13 protein-coding genes are annotated in these 14,672 nt (G+C 62.6%); 5 read left to right on the forward strand and 8 right to left on the reverse strand.

From position 1 onward, the window contains the following. Positions 1-5: 5 nt before the first annotated feature. Positions 6-1,124, reverse strand: coding sequence for a PrpF domain-containing protein (locus ACNAOU_RS10315; RefSeq protein WP_039241094.1), 1,119 nt, complete (start codon positions 1,122-1,124; stop codon positions 6-8). A gap of 234 nt (positions 1,125-1,358) precedes the next feature. On the opposite strand from ACNAOU_RS10315, the gene ACNAOU_RS10320 reads away from it, so the two are divergent. After that, on the forward strand, positions 1,359-2,297 hold the full coding sequence (locus ACNAOU_RS10320; protein ID WP_018779668.1) for a LysR family transcriptional regulator: 939 nt from the start codon (positions 1,359-1,361) through the stop codon (positions 2,295-2,297). A 94-nt stretch (positions 2,298-2,391) separates the two neighbouring features. Here ACNAOU_RS10320 and ACNAOU_RS10325 read toward each other — a convergent pair whose 3' ends face one another. From ACNAOU_RS10325 to ACNAOU_RS10355, 7 genes are all read right to left on the reverse strand, one after another. Continuing rightward, positions 2,392-3,519 carry a Gfo/Idh/MocA family protein gene (locus ACNAOU_RS10325; RefSeq protein ID WP_422758596.1) on the reverse strand — a complete coding sequence of 376 codons (1,128 nt, stop codon included), beginning with the start codon at positions 3,517-3,519 and terminating at the stop codon, positions 2,392-2,394. After that, positions 3,516-4,289 carry a ThuA domain-containing protein gene (locus ACNAOU_RS10330; protein ID WP_422758597.1) on the reverse strand — a complete coding sequence of 258 codons (774 nt, stop codon included), beginning with the start codon at positions 4,287-4,289 and terminating at the stop codon, positions 3,516-3,518. Before ACNAOU_RS10330 ends, ACNAOU_RS10325 begins: the two co-directional genes overlap by 4 nt. Before the next feature lie 32 nt (positions 4,290-4,321). Continuing rightward, positions 4,322-5,176 carry a carbohydrate ABC transporter permease gene (locus ACNAOU_RS10335; RefSeq protein ID WP_422758598.1) on the reverse strand — a complete coding sequence of 285 codons (855 nt, stop codon included), beginning with the start codon at positions 5,174-5,176 and terminating at the stop codon, positions 4,322-4,324. Between the two features lie 7 nt (positions 5,177-5,183). Continuing rightward, positions 5,184-6,170: a carbohydrate ABC transporter permease gene (locus tag ACNAOU_RS10340; protein ID WP_422758599.1), complete on the reverse strand. Its 987-nt coding sequence runs from the start codon at positions 6,168-6,170 to the stop codon at positions 5,184-5,186. Positions 6,171-6,180: 10 nt separating this feature from the next. Next, a complete protein-coding gene (locus ACNAOU_RS10345) occupies positions 6,181-7,416 on the reverse strand; it encodes a sugar ABC transporter substrate-binding protein (protein WP_422758600.1) in 1,236 nt (411 codons plus the stop codon). A gap of 118 nt (positions 7,417-7,534) precedes the next feature. Next, positions 7,535-8,557, reverse strand: a complete 1,023-nt coding sequence (locus ACNAOU_RS10350) for a LacI family DNA-binding transcriptional regulator (protein WP_018779662.1) — start codon at positions 8,555-8,557, stop codon at positions 7,535-7,537. Between the two features lie 140 nt (positions 8,558-8,697). After that, complete coding sequence (locus ACNAOU_RS10355) at positions 8,698-9,510, reverse strand: hydrolase (protein WP_422758601.1); 813 nt, start codon at positions 9,508-9,510, stop codon at positions 8,698-8,700. 170 nt (positions 9,511-9,680) lie between these two features. Here ACNAOU_RS10355 and ACNAOU_RS10360 point away from each other — a divergent pair, with 170 nt between their 5' ends. Genes ACNAOU_RS10360 through ACNAOU_RS10375 form a run of 4 tightly spaced genes read left to right on the forward strand, consistent with a single transcriptional unit; the run spans position 9,681 to position 14,672 of the window. Next, positions 9,681-10,733 carry a 3-oxoacyl-ACP synthase III gene (locus ACNAOU_RS10360; RefSeq protein ID WP_018779660.1) on the forward strand — a complete coding sequence of 351 codons (1,053 nt, stop codon included), beginning with the start codon at positions 9,681-9,683 and terminating at the stop codon, positions 10,731-10,733. After that, positions 10,727-13,423 carry an alpha/beta fold hydrolase gene (locus ACNAOU_RS10365; RefSeq protein WP_422758602.1) on the forward strand — a complete coding sequence of 899 codons (2,697 nt, stop codon included), beginning with the start codon at positions 10,727-10,729 and terminating at the stop codon, positions 13,421-13,423. Before ACNAOU_RS10360 ends, ACNAOU_RS10365 begins: the two co-directional genes overlap by 7 nt. Next, entirely contained in the window at positions 13,420-14,475 is a 1,056-nt protein-coding gene (locus ACNAOU_RS10370; RefSeq protein WP_422758603.1) for an NAD-dependent epimerase/dehydratase family protein, read from the forward strand. The genes ACNAOU_RS10365 and ACNAOU_RS10370 overlap by 4 nt, the downstream gene beginning before the upstream one ends. After that, on the forward strand, positions 14,466-14,672 hold the full coding sequence (locus ACNAOU_RS10375; RefSeq protein ID WP_018779657.1) for a DUF2945 domain-containing protein: 207 nt from the start codon (positions 14,466-14,468) through the stop codon (positions 14,670-14,672). Before ACNAOU_RS10370 ends, ACNAOU_RS10375 begins: the two co-directional genes overlap by 10 nt.

Here is a 14,672-nt window from a genome sequence, read left to right on the forward strand (position 1 = left end):
TCTCCTCATCGAGTGGCTGTTTCCAGTGAGGCTTCGACGGCGTTGCCGAGAGTCTCCGGGAGGTGGATGATGCTGGTGGCGATGGTGCGGGCTGTCCGGTCAACGCCTACCAGGATGGAGCCTTGGTGCTCCTCGCTCCAGGTTTCGATGACACCGGCAGGTGTGCGGAGCTTCAGCGTTGGATGGACTGCGTTGCCGGTGATGGCGTTGAGTACTGTTCCGGGTGTGCGTGCGGCGAGCGTCAGGGCGATGCTGCCGGTGATGGCCAAGGCTGGATGCGGCTTGCCCATGGAGAGCATCATGACGTTGACGTCGCAGTCTGGACCTGAATCGCCGGGAGCGCCGACGATTGCCAATTTGGGTACGGCGCGGGCTGCTTGCGCAGGAGTCGCTGCCATCCCCATGCGCACTGCTGCCTGGCGGCGAATGGCGTCCAGTGTTTCCAGATGCTGCTCCACGTGTTCCGTCCACGTGTCGTAGCGGGATATGTCGAGTCCGAGGTCTTCGGCACGGACGATGACGACCGGGGCGCCGGCATCCACCATCGATACTGTCCAGGATTTCCCGCCGGCAAGGACCGTTTCGCTTGCCGTTCCCGTGGGTAGCAGCTCTCCGGTGGTCTTGCCTGCCGGGTCCTGGAAGCCGAGGCCCACTTTGAAACCGGGAAAGGCAACGCCTGGCATGTGCGCGTCCGGAACGATGGGCAAGGCTCCGGAGGGAGTGGCCACCTGTTGGATGATGAGCTGCCCGGTGTTGGTATTGCGGGTGACAATTCGAGTGGTGTCTCCTTTTGGGGTGACCCAGCCCTTTTCGATGGCATAGAGACCCACTACTGCTGAGCAGTTTCCGCAGTTGCTGCCCCAGTCCACGGTGGCTTCTTCGATCCCTACCTGGGCGAAAGTGAATTCCACGTCAACGGAGGGGTCTGAAGGGCGGCGAAGGATCATCGCCTTGCTGGTGGTGGAGGTAGCGCCGCCCACCCCGTCGATTTGCCGTGAATCGGGGCTTCCAAAAAGTCGCGGAAGCAATTCGTCAAGGTCGATGCTCGTTTCGTTCAGGGTTTCGGTCTCGAAGACCCAGCACTTGCTGGTGCCTCCACGCATCCATTCCGCTTCTATCTTCATCTGTCCTGCACTCCTTCTGCCGTTACCCGGCGGACTCTTCAATCAGCATGAGCCGGATCACACATGAAGACAATGTGCAATATCTGAAGGAGTATGTAGTATCGCTTCATTCACTGATGGAGCATGGCTGAATCGATGATCTTCATCGGAGATGGGACAGTTGATCGGGCTTTCTGCCGCGCGCAGAGGCAGGGGCGTGTATAGAATGAACCAATCATTCAGAAGGGTGCAGAAATGCTTAACGATGAAGCCCGTGATTTATATGATCTCCGCAGGCTCGCCTTGCTCGTGGAGGTTGTCGAGCAGGGATCCATCACTGCCGCGGCAGACACCATGATGTACACCCCGTCGGCAGTATCGCAGCAATTGCGCAAGCTCGAGCAAGAGGTGGGGCAGCCGCTGCTGAACCGACGCTCCCGTGGTGTGGTTCCCACCGAAGCCGGCCAAGTACTGGCAGGCCATGCGCGGAAGATCGTCGGGCAGATCCGGGCAGCACAGTCGGACCTGGACCAGATCGCGGGTCTGCGGCGGGGGTCCCTGACGATTGGTACCTTTCCCACGCTCGCGGGATCTTTCCTCCCCGTGGTGATCCGCGCCTTCAAGAAGAGGTACCCGGCCATCAGCCTGTCGGTTCGAAGTGCCCGGTTCGATGAGTTGGTTTCGGACCTCGAGTCCGGAGTAACAGGCCTCTGCCTGCTCTGGGACTACCCTTGGAACCCCTTCGAAGACGACTCCATCAGGACCACCGAGGTTTTCCAGGAGAGCACCGTCATCCTCGTCGCCAAAGGACATCCGTTGGCCGACCGTGACGAAGTAACCATGGGCGAACTCAGGAAAGAGTCGTGGATTGTCCGCGCTGATGCCCACCCCGTAGTGGAGGTTCTCCAGCGGTCCGCACACGACGCCGGCTTTGAACCCACCATTGGTTTCCTGGCCAATGACTACCAGGAAGCCCAAGCCATGGTGAGCGTCGGAATGGGCGTAGCCATGGTGCCCAAGACAGCTGTGGCGCTGCAGCATCCCGACGTCAGGGTACTGGGCCTTGGCGCCGGCGCGCCCCTGCGACGCGTACTGCTGGCCCAACGTCAGGACAAGGTGTACGCGCCGGCGGAAGTGGCATTCCACACCACGCTTCTTGAGATCGCCCGCGAGCGGGCCGGCGAGTACCTCTGACGGGTTCCGGTCGCCCTGTCGAGCTGCCGTCAACGCATCTGGCGAGCCGCCGTCGACGCACGACGGCGACCTGCCGCCGTCGTGCGTCGACCGCCTACAGCCTGACGCTTTGATCCGTCAACGCGTTGCGAACCGAGGGCCACGATTGCAGGACCCCCCGGACGTCGGAATTCAGTTCGGCGCGGAGCGCCTGTTGGTAGGAATCTTCCAGCAGTTCATGCACGGAGATGCGGGCACCCGAAGAAGCGCTGAGGATGGCTGCTTCGACCATGGCCAGGCTCATGATGTTCCGGTGGACGCGTCCCATGGGGTTGCTTCCAGTGCGGACAGCAGAGACGAAGTCGCGCAATGACCCAGCGATTTCCTGTCCCGGATCCTGTTTTGGTTCGAAGGTGCCGGGAAGCGAGGAAGTTGGGTGCGTGTCACCGTCCCAGAGCACAGTTCCGTGTTCGCCGCTGATCCGCCACGAGGCGTTCCAGGACGTTTCCTGTCCCGGGCTGCACCAGCTGCCGGTGAACACGAAACGCTCGCCGCCGCTCATTTCGAAGATGGCGGTGGCCCCGGCATCGCCGCGATACCAGCTCCAGGAAGGGTTATATTCCTCGCAGAACACCGAAACGGGATCGGCGTCGAGGAGGAAGCGGGCCATGTCGAATTGGTGGATGGCCATGTCGAGCAGGAGCGGATGGTCCATCGCGTCACGGAACCCGCCGAAGTGCGGTGCCTTGAAGAACTCGGCTGAGACGATGCCGACCGGCCCCACGGACGATGACAGATGCTTGGCCTCAAACAGGTGCTTGTTGTAGCGGCGTGACTGGCTGACCATGAACAACTGGCCATGCAGTTCCGCGGCCGCTGCCAGGGAAAGACCCTGCGCCACGGTGGACGCCACGGGCTTTTCGCCGAGGACCGGCAGTCCGGCAGCCAGCGCTTCCGTGGTGACCGGGTGATGGGCCGCCGGGACGGTGACGTTGATGACTGCCTGGGCGCCGACGTCGAACGCCAACTGTGCGGTGCGTGCACCGACCGGGAGGTCGGGACGGCCCAAGGACGCGGCAGCCGCACGCGCGGCTTCAAGGTCCAGGTCAACGATGCCGGCGAGCTCCACCAGGGTCGATTCCTCCACGGTACGGAGCCATGCCTGGCCCATCCCTCCGGCGCCGACAACGATGACGCGAAGGCGGTTCCCGTCGTCTGGGATGGTGGCAAAGGGGGTGTTCACGCGTTGGCTCCCTGGTAGCTCTTGCCGTTGAAGAAGTCGTTGGTGTCGTAGCGGAGCAGTTCCGGGACGGCGCGTTCCGGGCGATCGGTGACGGCCCATTCGACGGCGTTGGCGATTACCTTTCGGATGTCCTTGTGGTGGTAGACGGGGTAGTCCTGGTCACCGGGGCTGAAGAAGAAGATCTTGCCGTGGCCCCGACGGAACGTGCACCCGGAACGGAATACTTCGCCGCCGCTGAACGAGCTGATGAACACGAGTTCTTCGGGCGTGGGGATGTCGAAGAACTCGCCATACATTTCCTGCTGGGGTATCTCGATGGGGTGCGGAATTCCCTTGGCGATGGGGTGGGTGGGGTCGACGGTCCACACGAGTTCACGGTCCTGCTCGGAGCGCCACCGCAGTGTGCAGGAAGTCCCCATGAGCTTGGTGAAGATCTTGGACCAGTGGCCCGAGTGCAGCACGATCAGCCCCATGCCGGCCAGGACGTGCCGGTGAACGCGTTCGACGATGTCGTCGTCGACGTCTGCATGGGACATATGGCCCCACCAGGTGAGGACATCGGTGGAGGCCAACACTTCTTCGGTGAGGCCGTGTTCCGCTTCGTCCAGCGTCGCTGTCCGGACCTCGACGTCGGAGCCCAGGTTCTCCTCGATACCTGCCTTGATGGCGCCGTGCATTCCCTCGGGGTAGCGCTTCGCGACCAGTTCGTCGCGCTTCTCGTGCCGGTTCTCGCTCCACACGGTGACGCGGATGGGCTTGATGTCAGACATGGTGATGCTCCTTGTTAGTGATGAGGGGCGGTCTACTTGACCGCGCCGCCGGTGGTCCCCGCGGCAATGTATTTCTGGGCCGCGACCAAAAGGACGATGGCCGGGATGGAGGCGAGTACCGCCGTCGCCATGACCGAACTCCAGTCGTTCACATACGCGCCGATGTACTGGAAGATGCCCAACGTGACCGGCCGGACGGCCTCCGTAGTGGTCAGGGTGAGGGCGAACAGGAAATCGCTCCACGCGAACAGGAACGTGAAGAGGCCCGCGGTAATCAGCGAGTTCCGGCTCAGCGGAAGGACGATCGACCAGAACGCCCGGAGATGTCCGGCGCCGTCCACCCGTGCCGCTTCGATCACCGAGGACGGCATGCCGTTCATGAAGGCGCGGATAATGAGGATCGCGAAGGGAATGCCGTGCGCCGAATCCGCGAGGATCAGGCCCGGGATGGAGTTGAGCAAACCGAGGTCGTTGTACGCGGTGTACAGGGCGTTGGCCACCACGATCCCCGGAATCATCTGGCTGATCAGGATCGCGAAAAGGACTATTCCGGCGCCGCGGACCTTGAAATAGGCCAAGGCGTACGCGGCCGGGGCCGCGATGGCAAGGCTTAATGCCACGCTGCCCAGCGAGATGATCAGGCTCGTCCCGAGGTTCCCTGCCTGTTCGCTGATGGCCGTGGCGTAGCCGGTGAAATCGGGTTTCAACGGGATCCAGGAGGTCTCCAGGGTGGTGCCGTTGGGCTGGAGCGAAGCGTTGACCATCCAGTACACGGGGAAGAGCATGATGGCCAGGAAGAACAGGGCCAGCGCCGTGTAGCCCCAGTTCCTGCGGCCCGGGGTGCTTGCTGCCTTGCGGCGTATGGATGCATGCAGTGCGGTTGTCATGGGGTCCTCACTCGTCCACGGCGCGTCGGCTGGCCCGCAGGTACAAGACCGCGAAGACCAGGGAAATGATTACCAGCACGTTGCCCAAAGCCGCACCTTCACCGAACTTGAACTCGTGGAACGACAGATCGTAGGACTGCGTGGCGATGGTTTGGGTGGAGTTGGCCGGGCCCCCGTTGGTCAGGCCCAGGATGATGTCCAGCACCTTGAGTGTGTACACGACCCCCAGTACCAAGACCACGCTGACCACCGGGCGGAGCATGGGCCAGGTGATGTGCCGGAACGATTTCCATCCGGTGGCACCATCAAGGGATCCGGCCTCGTAGAGCTCATCCGGGATCTCCTGAAGACCTCCGTAAAGAATGGTCAGGTTGAACGGGATACCGATCCAGATATTCACACCCACCACGGCAATCAGGGCCAGTGACGTGCTGGTCAGCCATGGAACGCCGGTATCAATGATGCCGATGTCTCCCAGGAAGCGGTTCAGTGCTCCGCTGTCTTTGTCCAGGATCCAACGCCACACGGCGCTGGAGACAATCAGCGGCAGCAGCCAGGGGAGAAGAAGCAGGGACCTCAGGATGCCGTTGAGCGGAAACTTGCGCTGGAAGAAGATCGCCAATGCGAGCCCGATCACGAACTGCCCAAGGATGGAGCCGATGGTAAACAGTGCGGTATTCAGCAACGACGTGGAGAATAACGACGACGACAGTACCGTCACGTAGTTGGCGAACCCCACCCACGGGGCTTCACCCGTGAAGAACGTGGCCGTGGTGTAGTCCTGGAAACTCATGACGACGTTCTTGACCACGGGGTAGCCGAAGAACAATGCCATGTAGATGACGGCCGGTACGAGGAACAGCCACTGGAAAAAACGTTCCTTGCGTTGGCGGCCAAACCGCCGCGGACCCCGTGGGGTCACCCGTGAGTGCTCCTTGGGCGGGCTCCCCGGGGGGAGTCCCGTTGTTTCAGATACATCCGTTGTCAATGACATGGCCGGCTGCTTACTGGCCCTGGGCTTGCTTGAGGGCATCAGCGGGGGAGGCATTGCCGGTCAGTGCGGTTTGGATGGCGGTGTAGATCTTGGTGGCTTGAGCCGGCCATTCTTCGCCGAGTTCTCCGGTTCGTGCGCGGGCTGTCTTGATCAGTTCAGTAAACGTTGCGAGCTTGGGATTTTCGCTGGCGAACTTGTCGGCCAAGGTGGTCTTGGACGGAATCGTGTTACGGACCTTGGCCATTGCCAACTGGTTCTCGTCGCTGTTCAGGCAGGCAACCACTTCGGCAGCCTTGGCCTGGCGGGCTTTGTTTCCCGTCTGGGGCACGGTCCATACTTCACCGCCGAGAGGGGCAACCGCGGTCTGCCCGGCTTCACGGACGGGGATCTTCACGACGCCGTATTGCAGGGTTGGCTGCTTGTCCAGGGCCGGGATCTGCCACGGACCGTTGACCATCATGGCCGCCTTTCCTGCCATGAACTGGTCCTTCACATCCGCCTGGGTCCAGTTCAGTGCCGATGACGATACTGAGCCGCTCTTGACCAGGTCGGTCCACAGCTGGAGCGCCTGCTCCGTCTCCTTGGTGTCGATCTTCTTCTCGTCGCCGCCGTTGGACCACATGACCGGAAGGAACTGCCAGGTGCCCTCGTAGGTGGGGTTGGCGTTGAAGGCCAGCCCGTACTGGTCTCCCGCGGTGAGTTTCGCCGCGGCGGCCTTGAGTTCGTCCCAAGTGGTGGGAGGCGTAACGCCGGCCTTATCCAGAATGTCCTTGTTGTAGAACAGGGCGATCGTGTTCACTGTGGGAGCCAGTCCGTAGACCTTGTCCTTGTACGTTCCGGCGCTCAGGACGCCTTCGGCAAAGTTGTCGGTACTGATCTTGAAGTCCGCCAAGGGAGCCAGGGCACCCGTCGCGGCTATCTGCTGCAAATCAGGGTTATCCAGCATCAGTACATCCGGCAGGGTCTTGGACGACGACTGCTGGAGCACTTTGGATATGAGTGATTTGCCGGGGACGGTCTCACGCTTGATGGTGACCCCTGCTTTGGTACCACAAGCAGTGAGGGCATCGCCGATGAATGACTTGTCCGGTTCGTTGTTGTAGTAGTCCATGACCGAGACCTCGGTGACGGCTTCCGAGGATGATGCTGCGGAGGAGGAACCGCAGCCGGAGAGGACAAGCGGCAATCCAACCAAGGCAGCGACGGCCAAGGCGGTGGGGCGGGTTTTCCTATGTGCTGACTTCATTGTCTGTTCCTTTTTCTTCGGGTGATCAAGGTAGTTGCGGCATCATCGATGCGTATCGACGATGCGTATCGATAAAGTTGTTGATACTGGAATGGGGCAGGGTTAATGCGGGGAAATGCTAGCTGCCGTGGGGTGGACGGAGCGTGCTGCCACGGTGCGTAACCACCGTGGGTACCAGTTCCAGGGATTCGTGTGGTCCCGGAGTTCCGGTTTCGAGGAGTTCGCAAATAATTTGTACAGCGCGCCGGGATACTTCCTTCGGGCGCAGATCGATGGTTGAAAGTGGCACGGGCTGCAGTTCGGCAAGGGTGGGAGAAGCGCTGCCGATGATGGAAACGTCTTTGCCGGGCGTTAGCCCACGCGCTGCGAGTGCGCGGCGAAGGATGTCCTGGATGGTGCGGTCAGGCGCAATGAAGGCCGGCACACCCTCCGTGGCGGCCAGCGCTTTGTCCACGGAATCCGTGATGGTTGCCACGTCAGCCCCTCCCGGGAAGTGCTGTACGGATACCCCCACGGATTCGGCTGCTCGGTCAACTCCGCGCATGAACCGGTCAACGTAATTCACGTGGCGGTTGACGACCGCCGGCTGCCATTCGATCATCGAGATGACTGAGTGTCCCGCGGCTGCCAGGTCACGGACGCATTGGCTGCCTGCCATCTCGAAATCCGCATCGATGCAGACCAGTCCGGAGGGATCCCGGGGGATGCCGATGAGCAGCACGGGGACATTGAGTGTCCTCGCTACGGGAAGCCGTTCGTCCTCGTCCTCCACCTGCATCAGGATCAAGCCGTCACAGATCTGCTGGCCCACCACCCTGCGGAGTCCTGCAGCGCCTTCGTCCTCGGTGACCAGCAGGATGTCGTGGTCGAACTGCCTTGCCGTTGAGGCAATCACGGAAACGAATTCCATGAGGGAAGCCATTTCCAGCTCTGGAATGAAGGGGATGACCAACCCGATCACGCGCGTCCTGCGCCCGGCCAAGGCGCGGGCCCCGGCGTTCGGCTGGTACGTCAGCTCTTCGATGGCAGCTTCGACTTTTTTCCGGGTCTTTTCGGATATGGGGCGCTTGCCGCTCAGGACGTACGACACCGTACTCTGCGCAACGCCGGCGGCCTGGGCAACGTCCTTGCTGGTGGGCATTGCCAGGCCTCCTCAAGCTCTGTTGAACGGTGATGTCCAGTGAACAAAAATGATGTTGTCGATACGTATCGTCGATGCGTATCGAGAAAAGTATGACATGCGACACATCGTTCGTGCAATGCTTTGGAGCAACCGCGTTGTCAGCTCAGGTGGTCAAAGTCGCCCCGCGCCCACGCGGCATGCCGCGCGGCGGAGTTCCGAAGAACAGTTTTTGCGTCGGACCGGATGACGTTGTTGAAGTTGCCGTAGATCCGGTCAAAGGTCAGTTCGTCCAGCTGGGCGGCGATCCGCAACGCCACAGAACCTGACAGTGGCAAGTGGTTGGGGTAGCTCCGCATGAAGGAAACGGATCGGCGGTCCGGATTGGGAAAGACACTGTCGCCGGACAGCAGGACTCCTCGACCTTCGGCCCCGGCTGCCCAGTGCACCACGGCGCTGCCGCGAAAATGGCCTCCGGTTTGGTGGAGTGTCAGCCCGTCGGCAATGTCGAACGTTCCGGACCAGAAGGAAATCGCGGGATCCTGGCGTCCCAGCCACTCCCTATCCGCTTCTGGCACCAGAACCGGAATTCCGCCCAGCCGTTGTGACCATTCCACCTGTACTCCGTACATATGCGGATGGCTGGCCGCGACGGCCAGGACCGGCCCGCGTCCCAGGACCATGTTCACCGCGTGGTCGTCCAGGTATCCGGGTGGATCCCACAACAGCGAACCGGCGGGAGTCACGACGAGTTGGGCCGTCTGGCCGATACCGACTTTCGGTTGCGTTCTGATTCCCATTAGTCCTGGTTCGTTATCTACCAAGACTGATTGCTGGCCGGCAGTGGCCAGCCCCTCCAGGGAAAGCCACTGCTGTCCGGCTTCGGGCACGTATTGCCGTTCGTCGGTGCAGATGGGGCACAGATCGGGTACGGGTTCCTCGCGTTCGACAGCGCACGCTGCGCAGATCAACATGGCTTCTCCTCCCTGGGCGTCTGCCCACACTATGCCAGCAGAAAGTCCTCGTGGAAGGGGCGCCGTGGGGATCGTCACGCATGAAAACGGGTGCCAAATATGCGCGACGGGGTTTTCACCTGCATAGTTAATGTCTTGGGCTTGCATCGATGGGTACAGTCACCGCAAGAATGCAAGACGGAAACGAACAGGGGCTCGACTTGGCAGGGAATGCAACCTTCCGGCACAGCAATACCGCATTGCTCTCGGTGAGCAGCGTTGAAGCTCCCAGAATTGTGAGTTCGACGGATTTCGACCATAGGTTGGCTGCCACGCTGAAACGGCTGAAGTTTCCGCCGCGGTTGCTTGAGCGCGTGGCCGGAGTGACGCATCGAAGGTGGTGGGCAGCCGGTACGTCCTTCGACGATGCAGCAGTGGATGCCGGGGCAAAAGCCTTGGCCGAGGCCGGCGTCGAAGCTTCCGAAGTCGGCCTGCTCATCAACACCTCGGTGACAAGGCGCAACCTGGAACCCTCTGTTGCCGTGAAGATCCACCACGAGCTGGGCCTGCCGTCGTCGGCCATGAACTTTGACCTGGCCAATGCCTGCCTGGGTTTCGTGAACGGCTTGATCCTTGCGGCCAACATGATCGACTCCGGCCAGATTAAGTACGCCGTGATCGTCAATGGTGAAGATGCCCAAAGTACCCAGGAAGCTACCTTGGCGCGCCTGCAGCGGCCGGAGACCACCCGGGACGATTTCAACCGCGAATTCGCCACACTGACACTGGGATCCGGCGCCGCCGCCGCTGTCCTCGGCCCCGCGAACGAGCACCCGGGTGCGCATCGGCTGGTGGGCGGAGTGATGAGGGCCGGCACCGAACACCACGAATTGTGTGTGGGCGGCATTGACGGCATGAGCACCGATACGAAGGGCCTGCTTGACGGCGGCCTTCAACTGGTGGTGGATGCCTGGCACGAGGCCATGCCCGACTGGGACTGGGCTGCCATGGACCGCTACGTGACCCATCAGGTCAGCAATGCCTATACGCAGGCCATCATCAATGCCATCGATCTCGATCCCGACAAAGTCCCTATTACCTTCCCGCACTGGGGCAACGTTGGGCCTGCCTCCCTCCCCATGACCCTCGCGGCTGAGGCCCAGTCGCTGAGTTCCGGTGACCGGATCTTGTGCATGGGGGTGGGCTCCGGTCTTAACGCGGGGATGGTGGAGATCGTTTGGTAGCCACCAGCTGGCCAGGCGTGGATCCTGCATGGTCCCGGTCAATTGACGTCACGTCAACATCGGCAGTGGATGCTCCCGGCATCACGCGGCGCTGGCACATTCTGGACAACGGTGCCCAGCTTGCCAGACAGGGACTGACCCCCATTGGCACGCTGCTGTGCGTTCATGGCAACCCAACCTGGTCCTATTTGTGGCGGACTCTGTTGTCTGCCGGATCCAACCCGGCCCATCCGTGGCGGGTAGTGGCTGTTGATCAACTGGACATGGGGTTTTCCGAGCGAACCGGCACCTTCCGCCGCTTGCAGGACCGGATCAACGATCTTGGCGACCTGAGCGATGCCTTGGACCTCCAAGGACCGGTCACCACAGTAGGTCACGACTGGGGTGGAGTGATCAGCCTCGGCTGGGCGCTGGCGCACCAGGAACAGCTGGCCGGCGTGGTCCTGACGAATACCGCGGTCCATCAGCCGTCCGGTTCGCCCATCCCGCCGGCACTTCGCCTCGCTTTGCACCCTGCGGTGCACCGTTGGGGAACCACGACATCGGACGCCTTTTTGCGTGTCACCCATTCCCTCGCGCACCCACCACTGGCTGCCGATATTCGCAAGGCCTACATGGCGCCCTATCGTGGCGTGCAACGACGGGCCGGGGTGGGTAACTTCGTAGCCGACATCCCGGTAGATGCAACGCACCCCAGTTTCCCGGCTCTGCAGAGTATCGCGGAGGGCCTCCGTGGCCTGAAGGTCCCGGCGCTCATGATGTGGGGCCCAAGGGATCCCATCTTCTCCGACAGGTACCTCAAGGACCTCATCGACCGGCTCGCGCACGCGGATGTGCACCGCTTTGAAGGTGCCGGCCACCTGGTGGCCGAGGATCGGGACATTGCGTCACCACTCTTTCAGTGGCTCGCCGGGAATGCACCGACCCCTTCAAGCCAACAGGCTCTTTCCAGCCACTCAAGCCTGCCCGACCCAGGCCAGCAAAGTGCCGAGGGGAACGGCCCGCCCCGGTTCCGTCCGTTCTGGGATTCTGTTGACGTGTTGGCAACGGGAACGGCCAGTGCAGAAACTGCTGTGGCCGAAATGGGTCCGGACGGCACTGTCAGCCGCTCGCTGACATGGCACCAGCTGCACCGGAACATTCTGGACCTCGAGGCAGGACTGCGGGACATGGGCGTCGGTAAGGGAAGTCGCGTGAGCCTGATGGTCCCTCCCGGTGTGGATCTCACGGTCACCCTGTATGCCTGTTTGCGCCTCGGCGCCGTGGTAGTGGTTGCTGATGCGGGTCTGGGAACCAAAGGCCTGAGCCGGGCGGTGAAGGGTGCAACCGCGGACTTCATCGTCGGTATCGACAAGGCCCTGCTCGCGGCATCGCTGCTCGGGTGGCCCGGACGGCGGATCAGCGTGCGCGACCTGCCGGCCGTGCGGCGTCGTACCTTCGGGGTGGAAACCTCACTGGACGCCCTAATGCGGCGGGGAGCCGCGAGACCGGCAGCACAATCACCGGAATCAAGCGATCCCGATGCGCCGGCCGCAGTGCTTTTCACCTCCGGTTCCACCGGCCCCGCGAAAGGGGTCCTCTACACGCACCGCCAATTGACGGCAATGCGGGATACCGTAGCCGGGACGTTCGGCATCAAGGAAGGGTCCCGGCTCGTTGCGGGGTTCGCACCGTTTGCCCTCTTGGGCCCGGCGCTTGGCGCGGTTTCCGTCATTCCGGACATGGATGTTACGGCCCCCCGGACCCTGACGGCGCGGGCCTTGGCTGATGCTGTGACTGCCATCGACGCTACGGTGGTCTTCGCCGCGCCTGCGGCCCTCCACAATGTCGTGGCCACCGGCGACGCCTTGGACGAAACAGGGCGTGCGGCGTTGGGCCGTGTCAGCTTGCTCTTGTCCGCCGGGGCGCCGGTGCCCGAACCATTGCTTGTTGACGTGCAGAAGATCCTGCCGGGAGCGTCGTTGCACACCCCCTATGGCATGACGGAGGCACTCCCGGTCACGGACATCAGCCTCGAGGAAATCCAGGCGGCAGAAGCGGAAGCGGCAGCCGAAACTGTTCGCGGTGCCGGGAACGGCGTGTGCGTCGGAACGCCGGTGCAGGGTGCCCGCTTGGCAATCATCCCCTTGGAAGCGGACGGTACGGCGTCCGGGCCGGTTCCCGTGACAAGCCCGGGCGTAACCGGCGAAATCCTGGTGAGCGCGCCGCACGTCAAGGAAGCCTATGACAGGCTTTGGCTCACCCAGCAGGTGAGCGTCAATCCTGCTGGATGGCACCGCACCGGTGACGTAGGCCATTTCGACGCCGTTGGGCGGCTTTGGGTGGAAGGCCGCCTCGCCCACGTCGTGACCGCGCCCGGCGCTGTGGTGACACCGGTGGGCGCTGAGCAAGCCATTGAACGGTTGGATAGCATCCGCCTGGCTGCGATCGTGGGAGTGGGGCCGGCCGGCACCCAGGCTGTTGCCGCCGTCGTCGAAACTGTCCCGCCTGTCCGCAAAGCGGGTCCGGCCACGCCGCAACTTGCCGGCCACGTCAGGCGCGCGGCGCATGATGCCGGCGTCCAGGTGTCGGCCGTCCTGGCGGTACCTGCCCAGCCGACCGATATCCGGCACAACGCGAAGATCGACAGGGCCCGCTTGGCCCGATGGGCTTCGCGCGTCCTGGCCGGCGGCCGTCCGGGAACGCCATGAGGGTCCTTGTCACCGGTGCCAGCGGGCTGCTCGGGGGCGAAGTAGCCCGCTTGCTGGTCCGGCAGGGCCATGACGTGACCACCTTCCAGAGACGGCCTTCCGGAGTTGTCGGCGCTGTGGATGTTTGCGGATCTGTGACGGATGGATCCGCCGTCATGCGCGCCGTGGACGGCACGGAAGGGATCATCCACCTGGCTGCGAAGGTCTCGTTCGCCGGCCGTGCCGAGGACTTCCATGCCATCAACGTCGAAGGAACCCAGCGTCTGATTGACGCCGCGCAGGCGGCCGGAGTGGGGGACACCGTGTTTGTCTCTTCTCCATCGGTTGCGAACTCCGGGCAGGCGATCGCCGGTCTCGGCGCGGAAACGGCCGACCCGTTGCGCGCCCACGGTCACTACTCACGCACCAAGGCGGAAGCAGAGCTGCTTGCCTTGGCCGCGGATTCTCCGGGCTTCCGGGTTGCCGCCGTCCGGCCACACATTGTGTGGGGTCCCGGCGATACGCAGCTGGTGGAGCGCGTCCTGGCGCGGGCCAATAGCAACCGCTTGCCCCTCCTGGATGCCGGTGCAGCCCTCATCGACACTACCTACGTGGACAATGCTGCGTCTGCGATTGTTGCCGCCCTGCACCGGATGGATGCTGTTCATGGCAGGGCCGTGGTGGTCAGCAACGGTGAGCCGCGACCCATCGGCGAGCTGCTGGCAGGGATCTGTGCTGCGGGTGGCGTGCAGGCGCCGTCGTGGACAGTACCGGGTGTTGCAGCGAGGGCGGCAGGAGTCTTGGTTGAGAAACTGTGGACCTGGGCAGCCCGTGAGGAGGAACCTCCCATGACCAGGTTCCTTGCCGAGCAGCTTTCAACAGCCCACTGGTTTGACCAGCGTGAAACCCGCCGGCTCCTCGATTGGTCGCCGGAGGTGTCCCTCGACGAGGGATTGGCCAGGCTTGCAGAATATTACGGCAGGGAAGGGGCGGGGCGGCAAGCCGGGCAGCGGCGGGAGCGCCGCCTTGGACAGTACGCTGAACCTCTACCGAAAGGGCTGACATGGCACTGAAAGCTGGAACCCACGTTGAGTGGAACACTCCCCAGGGCAAGACACACGGCAAAATAATTGAAAAGAAAACCAGCGACTTCCAGCTGGATGGCAACACCCACCGCGCCAGCGAAGACGAGCCGCAATACGTGGTGGAATCGGACAAAACCGGAGCGCGGGCGGCCCATAAGGGTTCCGCGCTCACCGAGGTGAAATAG

The organism is Paenarthrobacter sp. C1 (assembly GCF_049315185.1).
GTDB lineage: Bacteria > Actinomycetota > Actinomycetes > Actinomycetales > Micrococcaceae > Arthrobacter > Arthrobacter nicotinovorans.